The organism is Sphingomonas oligophenolica (assembly GCF_039522915.1).
GTDB classification, from domain to species: domain Bacteria; phylum Pseudomonadota; class Alphaproteobacteria; order Sphingomonadales; family Sphingomonadaceae; genus Sphingomonas; species Sphingomonas oligophenolica.
This window is the reverse complement of sequence record NZ_BAAAEH010000007.1, coordinates 148481-164225: the sequence shown is the minus strand read 5'-3', so window position 1 is coordinate 164225 and position 15745 is coordinate 148481. Positions and strand designations below refer to the sequence as shown.

At 64.2% G+C, this 15745-nt stretch carries 15 protein-coding genes and 1 tRNA gene; 8 read left to right on the top strand and 8 right to left on the bottom strand.

What is annotated here, in order from left to right; translation table 11 throughout:
* Positions 1-23: 23 nt before the first annotated feature.
* Positions 24-254: a hypothetical protein gene (locus tag ABD050_RS05675; RefSeq protein ID WP_343888259.1), complete on the bottom strand. Its 231-nt coding sequence runs from the start codon at positions 252-254 to the stop codon at positions 24-26.
* On the opposite strand from ABD050_RS05675, the gene ABD050_RS05670 reads away from it, so the two are divergent.
* Complete coding sequence (locus tag ABD050_RS05670; protein ID WP_343888257.1) at positions 247-1008, top strand: class II aldolase/adducin family protein; 762 nt, start codon at positions 247-249, stop codon at positions 1006-1008. The genes ABD050_RS05675 and ABD050_RS05670 overlap by 8 nt on opposite strands.
* Before the next feature lie 33 nt (positions 1009-1041).
* On the opposite strand, the gene ABD050_RS05665 is transcribed toward ABD050_RS05670, so the two are convergent.
* Positions 1042-1842 carry a DODA-type extradiol aromatic ring-opening family dioxygenase gene (locus ABD050_RS05665; protein ID WP_343888256.1) on the bottom strand — a complete coding sequence of 267 codons (801 nt, stop codon included), beginning with the start codon at positions 1840-1842 and terminating at the stop codon, positions 1042-1044.
* Between the two features lie 92 nt (positions 1843-1934).
* Here ABD050_RS05665 and ABD050_RS05660 point away from each other — a divergent pair, with 92 nt between their 5' ends.
* The 7 genes from ABD050_RS05660 (at position 1935) to ABD050_RS05630 (ending at position 8104) form a co-directional block, all read left to right on the top strand.
* Positions 1935-2480, top strand: a complete 546-nt coding sequence (locus ABD050_RS05660; RefSeq protein WP_343888255.1) for a (2Fe-2S)-binding protein — start codon at positions 1935-1937, stop codon at positions 2478-2480.
* 113 nt (positions 2481-2593) lie between these two features.
* Positions 2594-3634 (top strand): RcnB family protein, encoded by a 1041-nt coding sequence (locus ABD050_RS05655; RefSeq protein WP_343888254.1) that lies wholly within the window; start codon positions 2594-2596, stop codon positions 3632-3634.
* Positions 3635-3718: 84 nt separating this feature from the next.
* The gene (locus ABD050_RS05650; protein WP_343888253.1) at positions 3719-4399 is read left to right on the top strand and encodes a prolyl hydroxylase family protein; all 681 of its coding nucleotides are present in this window, start codon (positions 3719-3721) and stop codon (positions 4397-4399) included.
* 31 nt (positions 4400-4430) lie between these two features.
* Positions 4431-5708, top strand: a complete 1278-nt coding sequence (locus ABD050_RS05645) for a glycosyltransferase (protein ID WP_343888252.1) — start codon at positions 4431-4433, stop codon at positions 5706-5708.
* Between the two features lie 66 nt (positions 5709-5774).
* A complete protein-coding gene (gene recJ / locus ABD050_RS05640; protein ID WP_343888264.1) occupies positions 5775-7538 on the top strand; it encodes a single-stranded-DNA-specific exonuclease RecJ in 1764 nt (587 codons plus the stop codon).
* Positions 7539-7578: 40 nt separating this feature from the next.
* Complete coding sequence (locus ABD050_RS05635) at positions 7579-7974, top strand: VOC family protein (RefSeq protein ID WP_343888251.1); 396 nt, start codon at positions 7579-7581, stop codon at positions 7972-7974.
* A gap of 54 nt (positions 7975-8028) precedes the next feature.
* Positions 8029-8104: transfer RNA gene (locus ABD050_RS05630), tRNA-Glu, on the top strand.
* A gap of 203 nt (positions 8105-8307) precedes the next feature.
* Here the strand turns inward: ABD050_RS05630 and ABD050_RS05625 are convergent.
* The 6 genes from ABD050_RS05625 to ABD050_RS05600 all read right to left on the bottom strand — a co-directional run bounded on the left by ABD050_RS05625 (position 8308) and on the right by ABD050_RS05600 (position 15420).
* A complete protein-coding gene (locus ABD050_RS05625; RefSeq protein WP_343888249.1) occupies positions 8308-9501 on the bottom strand; it encodes an IS256 family transposase in 1194 nt (397 codons plus the stop codon).
* 234 nt (positions 9502-9735) lie between these two features.
* The gene (locus ABD050_RS05620) at positions 9736-10713 is read right to left on the bottom strand and encodes a Csu type fimbrial protein (protein ID WP_343888248.1); all 978 of its coding nucleotides are present in this window, start codon (positions 10711-10713) and stop codon (positions 9736-9738) included.
* Positions 10714-10718: 5 nt separating this feature from the next.
* Positions 10719-13229, bottom strand: a complete 2511-nt coding sequence (locus tag ABD050_RS05615; RefSeq protein WP_343888247.1) for a fimbria/pilus outer membrane usher protein — start codon at positions 13227-13229, stop codon at positions 10719-10721.
* A 44-nt stretch (positions 13230-13273) separates the two neighbouring features.
* Positions 13274-14038 carry a fimbrial biogenesis chaperone gene (locus tag ABD050_RS05610; RefSeq protein WP_343888246.1) on the bottom strand — a complete coding sequence of 255 codons (765 nt, stop codon included), beginning with the start codon at positions 14036-14038 and terminating at the stop codon, positions 13274-13276.
* A gap of 132 nt (positions 14039-14170) precedes the next feature.
* Positions 14171-14764, bottom strand: coding sequence for a hypothetical protein (locus ABD050_RS05605; RefSeq protein WP_343888245.1), 594 nt, complete (start codon positions 14762-14764; stop codon positions 14171-14173).
* A gap of 56 nt (positions 14765-14820) precedes the next feature.
* Positions 14821-15420, bottom strand: a complete 600-nt coding sequence (locus tag ABD050_RS05600; protein ID WP_343888244.1) for a hypothetical protein — start codon at positions 15418-15420, stop codon at positions 14821-14823.
* Between the last annotated feature and the right edge of the window lie 325 nt (positions 15421-15745).

Here is a 15745-nt window from a genome sequence, read left to right as displayed (position 1 = left end):
CGTCCCAACTCTTCCCAGTCTCGTCAAACTCGCATCAGCCTGACGCCCGAGAATCTGCCCCAGTTACGCCAGCACCCAACCAACTGATTGAAAATATTATATAAAATTCGAAATTTTCGCCAATTAACAGCCAGAAAAAAAAGATTCGAAATAACAGCCAGGATCAGCCAGCTTTTCCCCGCCCGGATTGCCTGCCCGGCCACCGCATGCGATATTGGTTGCAAAGAGAAACCCGGAGAGAGCGCCATGGCCACCGCAGTCCTTCGCAACAGCCAGATGTCCGAAGCCGAATGGGAGGCACGCCAGCAGCTCGCGTCCTGCTACCGCGTGTTCGACATGCTCGGCTGGTCCGAGATGATCTACAACCATATCACGCTAAGGACCCCCGGTGAGGAAGGCGCCTTCCTGATCAACCCGTTCGGGCTGCATTTCAGCGAGGTCACTGCCTCGAACCTCGTCAAGATCGATATCGACGGCAACAAGCTCGACGACAGCCCCTATCCGGTCAATCGCGCCGGCTTCGTGCAGCACGCGCTGTTCCACCGCCATCTGCCCGACGCGCATTGCATCATGCACACCCACACGACGGCGGGGATGGCGGTCAGCTCGGTCGAGGGCGGGCTTCGGCCGATCAATTTCTACGCCTGCAATTTCATCGGCCAGATCGCCTATCATGATTTCGAGGGCGTCACCGTCCGCGACGAGGAAGGCACGCGGCTGATGGAGCATCTCGGCGAGAAGCGCATGATGCTGCTCAAGAACCACGGCATCCTGGTGATGGGCCGCACCCTGCCCGAGGCGTTCATCAAGCACTGGGCATTGCAGCGCGCCTGCGAAATCCAGGTCGCGACTCTCGGCATGGGCACACCGATCGAAATTTCGCCCGAGGTGGTGGCGGTCCACCAGCGCGACCTGCACATGGCGCAGGTGCCGGGTGGGCCCGGCAAGGCCGATTTCGAAGCCATGGTGCGGCTGGTCGACAAGATCGACACGAGCTGGCGGAACTAGCCCTGCTCCTCCCCGCCAGGCGGGGGAGGAAAGCTAGCCGAAGCGGTATCCCGACACCGCCCATCCCAGCACATGATCGCGATAGTCGCGCACCGCGCGATCATCGCCCCCCGCTCCGAGCGCGACCATCAGCGGCAGCAGATGCTCGGCCTCGGGATGCGCGAACCGGGCGTGCGGCAACGCCTCCCACCGCGCGACGCGATCGGCCCGCGCCGCCGGATCGGCGTCCGTCACGGAATCGGCGAGCGCCGCATCCCATTCATCCGCAACCGGCGTCACCTGCGGCCCGCGGGCGCGGAGATTGTGGAAGCTCATGCCTGACCCGACGATCAGCACGCCCTCGTCGCGCAACGGCGCGAGTGCCCGCCCGATCGCGATATGCGCTGCCGGATCGAGATCCTTGCGCAGCGACAGCTGCGCGAGCGGGATATCGGCCCCCGGCACCGCGACCATCATCGGGATGAACACCCCATGGTCCCAGCCACGTTCAGCCTCTTCGCGCACGGCAAAGCCGGCGCCGGCGATCAGCTCGGCCGCGCGGCGCGCCACATCGGGCGCGCCGGGCGCGTCCCAGCGCAGTCGGTAGGTGTGCTCGGGAAAGCCGTAATAATCGTAGAGCAAAGGCTGGCCGCTCCCGACATTGACAGTCACCTCCTCCTCTTCCCAATGGCCGGAGACGAGCAGGATCGCCCTTGGGCGCTCGGGCAGCGACTCGATCAGCCCGGCGAGATAGGCCTGCATCGGTCGCCACATCGGATCGGGCGGGCCGCCGGCCGGGTCCATGAAGAAGCAGGGACCGCCGCCATGCGGAATGAAGAGTGTTGGAAGGGTCATGGCGGGAATATCGTGCGCGGCGGTGCGGGTCGCAATCGCGCTGACGGAAACGCGCCGTTTCGAAACGCCGCGCTTTGGCATATGCTCGGGCCATGACCAGCTTCACCGTCAACAACAACCCGGTCCATTACAAGATGGACCCGAACACGCCCCTGCTCTGGGCGCTGCGCGACGCCTCGAACCTGACGGGGGCAAAATATGGCTGCGGCAACGGCGAGTGCGGCGCGTGCACCGTCATGATCGACGGCGAGGCCGTCCGATCCTGCCAGACGACGATCGCTGCGATCGAGGGCACTGACGTCGTCACGATCGAAGGACTGTCGCGCGAACGGACCCATCCGGTCCAGCTCGCCTGGATTGCCAATAACGTGCCGCAATGCGGCTTCTGCATTCCCGGCATGATCATGGCCGCGGCGGTATTGCTGAAGAAGAACCGCAATCCAACCGAGGATGACATCAAGACGGCGCTCACCAATCTGTGCCGCTGCGGCGTCTATCCGCGCATCATCGAGGCAGTGATGCGCGCCGCACGCATCCAGCGCGGCGACGAGACAATCGACGCCGGCCCGTCGCCCGGCATCGACCCCGCCGCAGCCGCAAGACTGGTTCCGGCGCTCACGCCGACGGGCGGCAAGTAAAATGAATCCTTTCGCAACGCTGACAAGCCAATTCAGAAACTCGTCATCGCGAATAAGGCACAACAGGTTCATCGATTGGGCCGATCTCGTGCCCACGAACCGGAAGGACTGAGATGCGTACTTCTTTCATCATCGCGCTTCTGGCGGCGACGGCGATCATACCGGCGGCCGCCTCGGCGCAGGATTGGCACCATGGCGACCGCGGTGGTCGAGGCGAGGGCCGCAGCGAAGCACCCCGCGGCGATGGACAACCGCCGGCCCGGCCGCAGGCGCCGCAGCAACAGGCGCCGCAGGCACAGCCTGCCCAGGTCCAGCCGCGGACCTTCGAGCGTCATGACAATGGCGGTAATGCCCGCGGCGGATGGCAGGGCGGCGGCGCGTGGCAGGGTCGCAACCAGATGCAGCAGCAGCAGTTGCAGGCTCAGATCCAGCAGCAACAGGCTCAGGCCCAGGCTCAGGCTCAGGCCCAGGCCCAGGCCCAGGCTCGAGCCCAGCAGGCCCAGCGAGCCGAGCGTCGTGGCAATGGCGGCCCGGGCTGGCAGCAGCAGGGTGGCGATCGTCGCGACGGCAACTGGCAGCAGCAGGGCGGCGATCGTCGCGGCGGCAACTGGCAGCAGCAGGGTGGCGACCGTCGCGGCGGCAACTGGCAGCAGCAGGACGGCGATCGTCGCGGCGGCAATTGGCAACAGCAGGGCGGCGATCGTCGCGGCGGCAACTGGCAGCAGCAGGGCGGCGACCGTCGCGGCGGCAACTGGCAGGGCCAGCACGGCAATGGCGGTGACTGGCGCAACGATGGTCGGCGCGATGGCGGCTGGCGCGATCGCGACCGCAATCGCGGTGGCAACTGGAACCGCAACTGGCGCCAGGACCATCGCTACGACTGGAGCAGCCGGCGCATCCACAATCGCAATGCCTTCCACCTGCCGCGCTACTATGCGCCTTACGGCTGGGATTATGGCTATCGCCGGTTCGGAATCGGCTTCGAGCTGAGCTCGATCCTGTACGAGCAGAATTACTGGATCGACGATCCGAGCTACTACGGCCTGCCCGATGCCTATGGGCCGTATCGCTGGGTGCGCTACTATAATGATGCGCTGCTCGTCGACATCTATACCGGCCAGGTCGTCGACACGGTCTACGACATCTTCTGGTAAGGCGCGGATCCGAAAGCGAGGGGCTCGGCGATCGCATCGCCGGGCCTCTTGTTTTTTGCGGCCGCGACGGCAGATTGCGCGCGCATGGCCCTGTTCGCAAAGAAACCAGGCGGCGCATCCGCCGCCCGCAAGCTCGTCGGTGAAACCGTCTCGCGCCGGTTCGACGCCAATCCGGCGATCAAGCGCGCCAAGACCGACGCGGCACAGGTCTATTACCATGCCGATTTCCTCAGCCCGACGGCGTGCAACGCGCTGATCAGGCTGATCGACGCGAACCGCAGGCCCTCCTCGCTACTCGTCGACACCTCAGGCCCCAATTTCCGCACCAGCGACAGCTGCGACATGGATCGCTGGTCGCCCGTGGTACGGCCGATCGACGAATCGATCGCCGCACTGCTCGGCATCGATCCGGCGCATGGCGAGACGATGCAGGGTCAGCGCTATGCCCCGGGCCAGCAATTCCGCGCCCATCATGACTTCTTCCATGAGGGCGAGACCTATTGGGAGGCGATGATGGCGTCCGGCGGCCAGCGCACCTGGACCGCGATGGTCTATCTCAACAATGTCGAGGAAGGCGGCGCGACCTGGTTTCCCCAGGCGGGCATCCGCGTCGCGCCGAAGCGCGGCCTGCTGCTTGCCTGGAACAACATGAACCCCGACGGAAGCCCCAACCAGCGCACTCTTCATGAGGGCATGCCAGTGGTGAAGGGTACGAAATACATCGTGACGAAGTGGTTTCGCGAGGGTAGCTGGCTCAAACAATAAGGCGGCGCGAGCCGAGCGTTGACGAGCTTCCATGCGAAAAATCGTTCTCACGACCGTCGGCACCCTGGGAGACTTGCACCCGTTCATCGCCATCGGTCTCGCACTCAAGCGGCGTGGCTATCACCCTGTGCTTGCGGTGGCCGAAGACCATGTCGCCAAGACCCAGGCGGCCGGGCTCGACGCGGTGGCGGTGCTGCCGAGCTTCGACGTGATCTGGCAGCGAATGGGGCTGAGCGAGGATGATGCCGTCAAGCGTGTGATGGCCGACCAGACCTATATGCTCGAACAGGTGCTGCTCCCCTGGCTTGGCTCGAGCACCGACGCGCTGGACGCAGTGGTGGAAGGCGCGAGCGCCCTGGTAGGCTCGCTGTTCGTGTTCGGCGCGCCCATCATCGCCGAGAAGCGCCGGGTGCCGCTCGTCTCGGTGATTCTCCAGCCGATGGCGATCCTCTCGGCGCACACCCCGCCCCAGACACCGGATTTCTGGATGCTGAAGGGCGCGCCGGCTGGCACGATCGGCGTGCGGTGGAACCGCATGGCCTATTCAGTCATGCGCCGGATCATGCGTCGGCGTTACGGGCGCAAGATCGACGATGTGCGAGCCAGCCACGGCCTGGGCGCGGCACGCGACCCCTCGATGTTCGATGTGAGCATGGAGACGGCGCTGACCCTGTGCTGCTATTCCCCGCTCTTCGGGCCGCCGCAAAAGGATGCGCCGCCGCGCAGCGAGATCATCGGCTTTCCGGTCTTCGACAGCCAGAACGGCAATGCCGATGCACCCGACCCCGAGCTTGAGGCGTTCCTGGCCGCGGGCCCGCCGCCTCTTGTCTTCACGCTGGGCTCGTTCGCCGTCTATGCCCCGGGGGATTTCTACGAGGAGGCGGCTGCCGCGGCCAGGAAGCTGGGGCAGCGGGCCGTGCTGCTGACCGGCGAAAAGACCTCGCTTCGCTCGGGCGGAGACCTGTTCGTCCGCGCCTATGCGCCGCATTCGATGCTGTTCCCGCGCGCGGCGGCGATCATCCACCATGGCGGCATCGGCACGACCGGCCAGGCGCTGCGCGCCGGCAAGCCGCAACTCGTCGTGCCGCATATGGGCGACCAGGCGGACAATGCGCATCGGATCAAGAAGATGGGTGTCGGGCGCACCCTCGCCGCGCGGCGGTTCACGGCAGGCCGGGCAGCGCCGATCATCGCGTCCCTGCTGAACGATGGCCGCTACCGCGCCGAGGCGGAGCGGATCGGCGCGGTGATCGTCCATGAGAACGGCGCCGAGGCTGCCGCCGTCGCGATCGAGAAGCTCGTCGGCTGATCTTCCCCAAGGGCCTTGCACCACAACCCCTGTCCCACGACCCCCGAACTGTGCAACAGCCACCGCATGAACCCGGTCCTCAACGTTTCGCGCTCGATCCTCGGCCAGCCCTGGCGCTGGCGAATGCTCGAGGCTGATGCGCGCGATCCGGGGTTCGCGCCCGATGATCTGGTGACTCAATTGCTCCTGGCCCGGGGCTGCCCGCGCGAGGCGCTCGAGGCGCACAAGGCGCCGAGCATCCGGGGCTTCATGCCCGATCCCTCGATCTTCCGCGACATGGACCGCGCCGCCGAGCGGCTTGCCCATGCGGTCCAGGCCGGCGAGCAGGTGACGATCTTCGGCGATTATGATGTCGATGGCGCGACGTCCGCCGCGCTGATGATCCTGTTGCTGCGCGATCTCGGCCTCGAGGCGCGCGCGTACATCCCCGACCGGCTGATGGAGGGATACGGCCCCTCGGGTGCAGCGCTCGTCCGGCTGAAGGAGGAGGGCGCGAACCTCATCGTGACCGTCGATTGCGGGGCGCAGGCATTCGAAGCGCTCGAGATGGCGCGGGTTGCCGGCGTTGACGTGATCGTCGTCGATCATCACAAATGCGCCGCCGCCCTGCCCTATGCCCATGCGCTGGTAAATCCGAACCGGCTCGACGAGACCGAGGGTGCCGAACATGGCCATCTTGCCGCGGTCGGGGTCGCCTTTCTGCTCGGCGCAGCGCTGATCAGGCTGTTGCGCGCCCGGGGCTGGTTCACCGAACGGGCGGAGCCGCGCCTGCTCGACCTGCTCGACATCGTCGCGCTCGGCACGGTCGCTGACGTCGCGCAGCTGAGGGGCCTCAACCGCGCCTTTGTCAGCCAGGGGCTTAAAGTGATGGCGCAGCGCCGCAATATCGGCCTCAACGCGCTGATCTCGGCCTCGCGCCTGACCCGCGCGCCGACCGCGACCGATCTAGGCTTTGCACTCGGTCCGCGGATCAACGCGGGCGGGCGGGTCGGCAAGTCCGATCTCGGCGTTCGCCTGCTTACCACCCGCGACCCTGCCGAGGCCGCGAGCATCGCCGCCGAGCTCGACCGCCTCAACGAGGAACGCCGCGCGATCGAGGCGATCGTTCAGGAGGGAGCCGAGGGCTTCGCGGCCGCCAAGGGCAACCGCGCGGTGATCGTCGTCGCCGGGCGCGGCTGGCATCCCGGCGTGATCGGCATCGTCGCCGGGCGGCTGAAGGAGAAATATGGCCGCCCCGCAATTGTGATCGCGCTGGACGAGGCCGGGATCGGCAAGGGATCTGGCCGGTCTATTTCAGGCGTCGATCTTGGAGCCGCGGTGCTCGCGGCAAAGGATATGGGGCTGCTGGTGGCGGGCGGCGGGCACGCGATGGCGGCAGGCCTCACCATCGGCGAGGATCGGATCGAAGCGTTCGCCGATTTCCTCGAGGAGCGCCTCGATGCGGCCGTCACCCGATCGATCGGCGACCGTGCGTTGTTGCTCGATGCGCTCGTCACCGCGGGGGGCGTCAACCCGGCGCTGGTCGAGGCGATGGACGCCGGCGGGCCTTACGGCATGGGCTGGCCGCAGCCGCGCGTCGTTGCCGGGCCGGTGAGGATCGTGAAGGCCGATATCGTCGGCAACGGCCATGTCCGCGCGATCGTCAGCGGCGATGAAGGCCGCCCGCTCAAGACAGTCGCCTTCCGCCAGGCCGAAACCGCGCTCGGCGCAGCGCTGCTCGGCGCGCCGCCGCACCGACGGCTGTGGCTGGCGGGCCGGGCGCGGATCGACGACTGGGGTGCAAGGCCGGCCGCCGAGCTCCATCTCGACGACGCGGCCTGGGCGGACTAGCCTTGGCAACCAGTGGCGGGGGAACTCGGGAAGTATCGCCATGTTCAGCCATATCACCTTCGGCACCAACGACCTCGAGCGCGCGCGACGCTTCTACGAGCCCGTCATGGCGACGCTCGGCGTCGATCAACCCTTCCAGCTTCCGGGTACGCTCGTCTTCGGCGAACTGGCTGGGCTGAAGCTGTTCATCCTCAGCCCCTTTGACGGCGGCAGCGCCAGACCAGGCAACGGGGCGCACGCCGCGTTTCTCGCGCCTGATCGCAGGGCGGTCGACGCCTTTCATGTGGCAGCGCTGGCCAATGGCGGCAGTGACGAGGGCGCGCCGGGCCTCCGTCCGCAATATCACGCCCATTATTACGGCGCCTATGTCCGCGACCCTGACGGAAACAAGCTTCAGGCGGTCTGCCATCGGCGTTATGACGACGCAGCGGCTTGACCCGCACCCGGCATTTGCCTAACCGGCACCCCCACGCCCGGGGCTTCCCGGGATGGCCCCTTCGTCTAGCGGTCTAGGACGCGGCCCTTTCACGGCTGAAACACGGGTTCGATTCCCGTAGGGGTCACCAGTCAAGCGATTTATCGCATTGATTTGGCCAGTGAAAAAATAATCCGGCCAAATCGACACCGCAGTTCTTCCACCTTTGCTGCGAAATAAGCTGTCTCGAAGGCCAGATTGGTCACGACAGTATCTCTCAGGTCGAATCGTGCCCTCGAAGAACCGCCCGGGTGGTGTGCGGCAAGTCCTGCAAATAGCGGTCAGGGCTTCTGGTCATGCGGCTTGTCGTATGTCGGCTTTCTTCATCTCCTTGAGATCATTCATGTTGAGGTAGCGATTGGCCTCGAGCCAGTTCTCATGGGTCTCGACCGCCAGTGCCGGGATGAGGCGCAGGCAACTGTCTTCGTTGGGGAAGATACGCAGCACGATGGTCCGGCGCTTGATCTCCTCGTTGAAGCGCTCAAGCATGTTGGTGCTCTTCATGTGTTTGTGATGCTGGCGCGGCAGCCGGTAGAAGGTGAACGTCTCCTCGATGGTTTCCTCGGCCCAACCGGTCAGTTTGGGATAGCGCGGCGACCATTTTCTGAGCCACGCGGCAAGGTCGCTCCTGGCCTCGGAGAGCGCGCGGCGATCATAGATCCAGCGCAGTTCCTGAAGGCAGTCGTCGTCGGCCTTGCGGGGCAGATGGTCGAGCGCGTTCCTGAGGAAGTGAACGTAACAGCGCTGGAACCAGGCGTCGGGCAGCACCTCGCGGACTGCGCGCAAGCCCGCATGATCATCGGCAACGACATATTCGACGCCGTGGAGACCGCGATCCCTGAGGCCGACGAGGACGCCCTTCCACGACGAGCGGCTCTCACGGTTGGCGCGCTCGACAGCGAGGATCTGACGCCGCCCCTCCCAGTCGACGCCGAGCGCGACGAGCACCGCGCACGACCGAACCACGCCCGCCTGGCGGACCTTCTCGTACTTGGCATCGATGATCAGATAGGCGAACGGCTCGTCGAGCCGGCGCCGGGCAAAAGCCGTCAGGCTCTCATCCAGTCGCTTGTTGATCGCCGAGATGGTTGAGGCGGAGAAGCTGTGACCACACAGCTCTTCGGTGATCGCCTTCACCTTGCGGGTCGAGACACCCTGGACGTACATCTCCGCCAGCGACGCCACCAGCGCCTGCTCCGAGCGCTGGTAACGCTCGAACAGCTCGGTCGAGAACCGCCCGTCGCGGTCCTGCGGTACCCGTAGCTCGAGCTTGCCAACCCGCGTGATCAGCGTCCGGTTGTAGTGCCCCGAGCGATAGCCGATCCGACCCTCCGATCGCTCGCTCCTCCCGGCGCCGAGCGCCTCCGTCATCTCGCCTTCGAGCATCTCCTGCAGCAAATCCTGCACGATCGCGCGCAACTTATCGTGGTTCGCACCCATCAGCTCTTTGACGGCGGCAATCGATGGCTTACTCTCATTCCTGATCATGGTGGGGCTCCATTGGAGTTGGTGACGTCGAACATCACCAGCCTGCCATGGCCGCTCACATCCTCAACGGATTTTGCAGAACCTCCCGCACACTACGACCGTCCGTCGACTTGCGTGGCTGCGGGCATCCCCAACAGCTGGGCACGGCATTGCGCGTCACGGCATGGGGCGGACCACCGACACAGCCTTTGCGGGTTCGACACCAACTCAGGGTAATTCATTCATTTGGCGCGATCACAGACCCGGGCAGTTCGCGGTTGCTCCGCCGTAGGGCATAGCGAGCGGCGTCACGGTCACCGTCAGCGTGTCCCGATAGCTTGGCGACGACACCTTTGTTGTGCCTCCATCCTGCAATGTCACCGCGATCGGCAGGTTCTGGCCGCCGGTACCGGCACGCTGGCACGCGACCGTGGTGAATGACGGGCTCGCATTGCTTTTCGTCTGCCCGAGGAAATGAGTCGAATATCTTATGGTCTGCGCCGTATCGCCGAGGTTGCCGCCCGAAAAGGTCATCCGATAATTGCTCGCCGAACTCAGACTCACCGTATAGGGCCCCGAGCTCGCCACCCTGATCGCGCCGGTGACGCTGTGCGTGCCGGCCTGCAAATCGCTGACGCTGCCGATCTCGCCGAAATCCAGCGCGGGACCGGCATAGCTTGCCTGCAGCGCGCTGAGGACGTTGATCCTGATCGTCATCGCGTCCGTCAGCGTTGCCGGCGAATGCACATCCTGGACTCCGTTCTCACCGTCGCAGACATAGCGGATGTCGAATACGAGTGGATCGCCGGCGCTCAGATCGAGACCACCCGGAATCGAGACGACGAACTGGTTGGTCTGAGTGTCCGGCGAGAAATATCCCCCGAAATCCAGGAACACGGTGCCGCTCGGTGGTGGAAACGGCACGGAAAGGGTGTGGACGGCCGGCAAGGTATAGAGGACGTTCCAGCCGGAATGGGTGATGGTAAAAGCGGGCGATCCCGACGCCTGCACGAAATAGAAATCCACGTGTCGGGTATAGCCATTGGCCGACCGAAAGCGCGTCAGGTTCATGGTGACCGTCACCTGGTTGATCCCCGACCCGGTAAATGGGTTATAGTTGCCGATCGAGGTCGTGGTGGTTCCGCTGACACCGCACGGGCCCGCCGCCTCGGCGGCCGGGACGATCGCGATCCAGGCGAGCAGCGACAATAGCGCGGTGCCAAGGCGTGCCATGATCCTCATGGACGGCCGTCCGCCTTCTCGGGCCTGATATCCTCCATCTTGAAGACTCCCGTTGTTTTGCCTGGCGGAATGTCGACGGTATAAACGGTGATGGGGTCGGTATGGAACGCTATGCGCCAGTGCCCGGGCTTGAGGCCAGTTACCGCAAACCGCCCATCACTGCTGGTAAACACGGGGAGCGGTTCGCGCTCCGGCGCCGCAAGCTCGGTGGCCAACCCCGAAAGCAGCGCCAGCGGCTTGCCTTCCTCGTCAAGCAGTCGGCCGACCAGGGTGACGGGGTATTCCGATCCTGCCTGCAGTCGGTAACCGCTGCGATAGGGCGGGAACACCCGAAACGCGCCCGGACCCAGATCGAGGTCGGCTGGGGCGCCAGGCGCATCGATCGTGATCGTCCGGTTGTTGTAGGACATGAGATCAGGCTGCGTGGCGGTGCCGAGCGGGGTGGTTCCCGCAGTATAGCCATAGGGGCCCGGCTCCAGCTCCACCCTGGCATGCCTGATATTCTCGCGTCGGCTGACGATCGCGAAGCTGTCGCTGATCGGCCGTCCGATCGATACCGCACCATCGGCGAACGCGATCGACGTGGCGAAGCGCAGATTGGTCCGCGAGTCCGTCGGAGAACCTGCCCCGCCCTCGAAGGAAGTGAGCTGGTCGATGCCGATCTCGCCCGCGCTGGTGATGTAGTTGGCCGAACCGTTGATCCCGACATTGTGCGGCGATCGTTCCAGAGACCCCGACAGGTTGAGCGAGCCGACACCCTGGCCATATTGCGCCTGATAGCTGATCCGCTCGGTCTGATGGCCGGAATCATAATCGGCGATCAGGCTCGCGCCTTTTCCCATCTGCACCGTCAACGACAACAGGAAGGACAAGCCGGCGCGCCGGCTCCGCGTCGCGCCCTCATATACCGTCGTCGCGGTGAAATTCATCCGCGGCACCGGGCGCCAACCGATGGTCATCCGATACGCCGAGCTATCCCAAACGCCCGCCCGTCCCTTGGCGTAATTTACGTCCACACCGGCATAAATTGCCTGGCTGAAGGCGTGCGAATAGCCGCCGCTGAGACGATAGGTGAAGGGGTTCTGACCGAACACATCTCCGCTCGGGGCGAAATTCTTGCTCAACAATTCGGCTGACAGGTCGAGCGCGTCGGACGTCATGTCCTTACGCTGGATCAGGCTCCGGAAGGTGAACAGGGCGGCGCCCCCCGCGCCCCGCCCGTCGATCTGGGAGGCAGCCAGGTTCATGCCGAACGCGCCGATCGGAGTCGCGAGAATCGATTCGACGCCAATCATCCGCGAATGCCGGTCAGCTTGAAGATTACCCCCCAAGGTCAGCCTCTCTGAGAGCCCGCGGCGATAGAAGCCGGTGATCACGGGCTCACTGGAATAGACCGGGCCAGAGCGGCCTGGTGGAGCCTTCACTCCAGCGTAGAGCCCGAATTCGCTCAATCCGGCCGCCAACTGAGACTGGTCCGAGAAGAGGCTGAAATTGAGCGTTTCAACCCGGCCACCGTCGCCGCGGATCGTGATCCGAGCATTGTCGATGCCTTGGGTATAAGGAAAATCACGCAGGTCGTAGCTGCCCGGATCAAGGCGCGTCCGACGGACCAACTGATCATTGACCCAGATCTCAACGGTCGATGGCTGATCGAGGCGGAAGCTCTGTCGGCCGGTCGGGCGCGTGATCGTCTGGGGCTGCAACGCGCTATACGACCGGAGGATCGAAATGCCGGCGATATCGGGTGCGTACTGGAAACCTCTCGCGACCGTTCGTAGATCGCCCGCGGTCCAGCGGATCAACCTATCCTGATCGTCATAGACAAACCGCGATCCCTGCCGCTGAAGTGCCGGGCCATTACCGCCAGGCTGAAATACGCCCTGCGTTTCGAACACGACGCCAGCCAGGCGGGCCGCACCGTCAAGGAACATCGAAGGTGTTCCCAGACCACGATTGGTGCCGGCTTCGACATAATCGACTGCTCCGCGCATCGTAAGATAGGCGCTGAAACCGGCAGGCCGCGCGAAGCCGCCGACCGTTTCGACTCCAAGCGAGGCGACCTGGATGGTACGCTGCGCTTCCAGCTCAGCCGGAATATCGAGCACCAAGGCGATCTTCTGCGGGTCGTAGCGCATCCTGATCCCCAATGGGGCCAATGCATCGAGGCCAATGGTGGCCTGCGCCGCAAGCATGGTGCGCAACTTGGCGGCCAGATCCGGCTTTGCGCTGACAACGACCAGATCGAGCAGCCGCTGCGCGGGCAGCCGGATTTCGTCATCGGGCATGAGCCTGAGCTCGATGTCGCCCATATAGCGCGTTCCATCCAGTACCGGCACCGTCAGGTCGATCGCGCGCCCTGTCGGATTGAGCGGCAGGGTCGCCGCAACCGAGAGCGGCTCGGTTGGACGCGATGATGATGGCTCCCCGGGAAGCGATCCCCGGGGAGCCTCATTATTGGCCGCGTTAGCCACCGCAAGTTTGGCCCCAGGGGCGTCCGCGAGCAGCATCAACCACGCAGCGGCGCAACAAAGGGCGGCCACATTCGTGCCGCTCAGCTATCCGGAGTGAATTTAGCTTCGATCGTTCCCTCCGGGAGCGGCAACACGCCTGCCAGAGTGAATTTGCGCTCCTGTCCGGACGTGATCAGGCCCATACCCAATTGCTGCTCGATTTCCGGGCCTGCCAGCGTCTGGCGAAATACCTCGCGTCCCGACGCGTCCTTTTCGACGACGCGCAACTTGCCGTGCGACAGATACCCGTAAGTGGAGGAGTCATTGGCGACCGTGATAATGGGGACCGGCTTGCCGGCTCCATTCTTGCCGACTCCGACGGACTGGACACGTAGCGCCGGCTTCGCGCCCTGTGGGCCCACGCTGGCGAGCACCTGGAAGCTGAAGACGACCTGCACGGCGGATTCGCCTTCCTTCGGCTTCACTGGGACCTGGGCTACGGTGATGTAATAATGCTTGCTCCTGGTGAGTGCCGGATCCCCGACATATTGGACACGAAACGTCTGGGTCTGGCCGGGCTGGATCAACGCCTGAGGCGGAAACACCACCAGATCGCCCGGATCCTTGCCGGTGCCGTGCGTCTCGCCGGCCTCAACGACAAGCTCCTGCACCGTCAACTGGACCGGCACCGCTATGGCTGAGGTATTTTCCACCGAGACGACCTGGTTCATCCCGCGCCCGCTGGTCTTGAGATCGACCACCAACGGCTTAACCGTAATGGCGTCCGCCTGATAGAGCGGGGCGGCAAGCATCCCGAAAGTGGCAAGAGTCACACCGATGGTGCGGAATCGAGAGAGGGGTCGCATTTTGAATACTCCTTCAAGCTGTGGGAACAGGCGCGGTCGCGACATGCCTTCTGAAGCATTCGACCCAGCTTCGAGATCGCGCCGCGCTTCAAATTCTTGTCACTGGCGTCAGCATTTTGCCGACCGAGCCGATCAGGGTGCCGGTGCAACCAGGATCGAAATCACGCCGTCATAGGCACCCGCCAGCATGATGCTCGCATCGCCATTGTCGGGATGGAGCCCATAGACTCGCACCTGAAAGTTACCCGCCACGGCGGAAACCGCGCCGTTCACCAGCGTCACGCTCGGTGCGGGCAATGTGGCCGCTGTCGTATAGGTCGCAAAGGCAAACCCGCCTTCGGCAAGCGCAATCTTCGACTCGGCAGTATAATCAATGGTCGCGCTACCCGGAGGAGCTGGCACAGAGGCGGGGTTGACCAGCCGGGTTGCGCTCATCGTGACGTTGAAGCGGAGTGACGAGCATCCGACGAAGAAGTCCGCCACGCCGGCCGGCGAATTGGTGTTCGAGGTCGGGAGACCCGGCAATATCGCTCCATTCGACCCGGTGAGTTCACCCAGATTGATCGTACCGGCGAAGGTCGTGTCCCCGTTGAAGGTCGAACCACAGCGCGGCGCGACCGTCCCATGGAGATTGACTGTGCCCGTCACGCTTTGCGCCGAGGCCTGGGTTGCCGTCAGCGCGGATAGCGCGAGGACGGCGGAAGCTGCGAGATATCTGAATTTCATTTTACGGTTCCTTCCTGCTTGAAATGTCGTGAGTTGAAATTGGTCGAGGTGGTTCATCAGATCGTCGGGCTCACTGTGACGGTCAGCGTGTCGGCATAAGTGGTTGACGCAATGAGCGTTTCGGATCCGGCATAGACAGGCGCACTGACCCGCAGATAGGATCCTGAGGCGCCGCTGGACGCACCGCCCAGCCTAAGGCCCTGGTTCGACGCCGCCGGCCCTCGGAAAATGCATGGCGCCCCCGCGGTGCTGGTCAGCGTGGCCGCAACACAGACCGCCGTGGCGGTGGGGACGCCCGAATTGCCGACGAGGCTCAGCGCCACGTCGTACGGCGCCAGCCTGCTGTATCCGAGCGGCGGCGTCGCGATTGCCGCCAGCAATCCTCCATTTGCGGACACAACGGCGACTCGAACCGCGGTGCTGCACTGCAACGCCATGCTGAAATCATGCGTGAAGCCCGAGGTGATCTCCGGAACGTCATAGGTGCCGCTGACCGAAAAACTGCAGCGGGTCGCGACTGAAGCGGTAACCGGTATCGTCAGCGTGATGTTGGCGGGGCTTCCCCCCGCCACGGCGGTGGTTTGAGCCTGCACGCTCACCGGCCAGATCAGCGCGCCGATAGCGAATGCAGCGAATACATTATGCGCAGGCGGCATTGAACCGCCTTTCTCTATCTGACCCAATCTCATCGCCGGCCCCGCCAATCGCGCGACATCCAACCCGGTTGCGCGCAATGAACTCGCGCCGCCGTCTACCGACCGGGGTCGGCCCAACATTTCTTTCCAAGCGGCTAAAATCAAATCGATTCTAGTCATTTGACACGATAAAGCGCGCTCAGGAAGACAGTTATCTCCACCCCCAAAGTATGAATTCAATATCGCAAGCGACACCTAGCATCCTCTCAATGCCAAATATTTCCTACGTTAGGCAAACTATTCCCGATCCAGATGATTGACTATCAGTATATGTACTGATGGGATC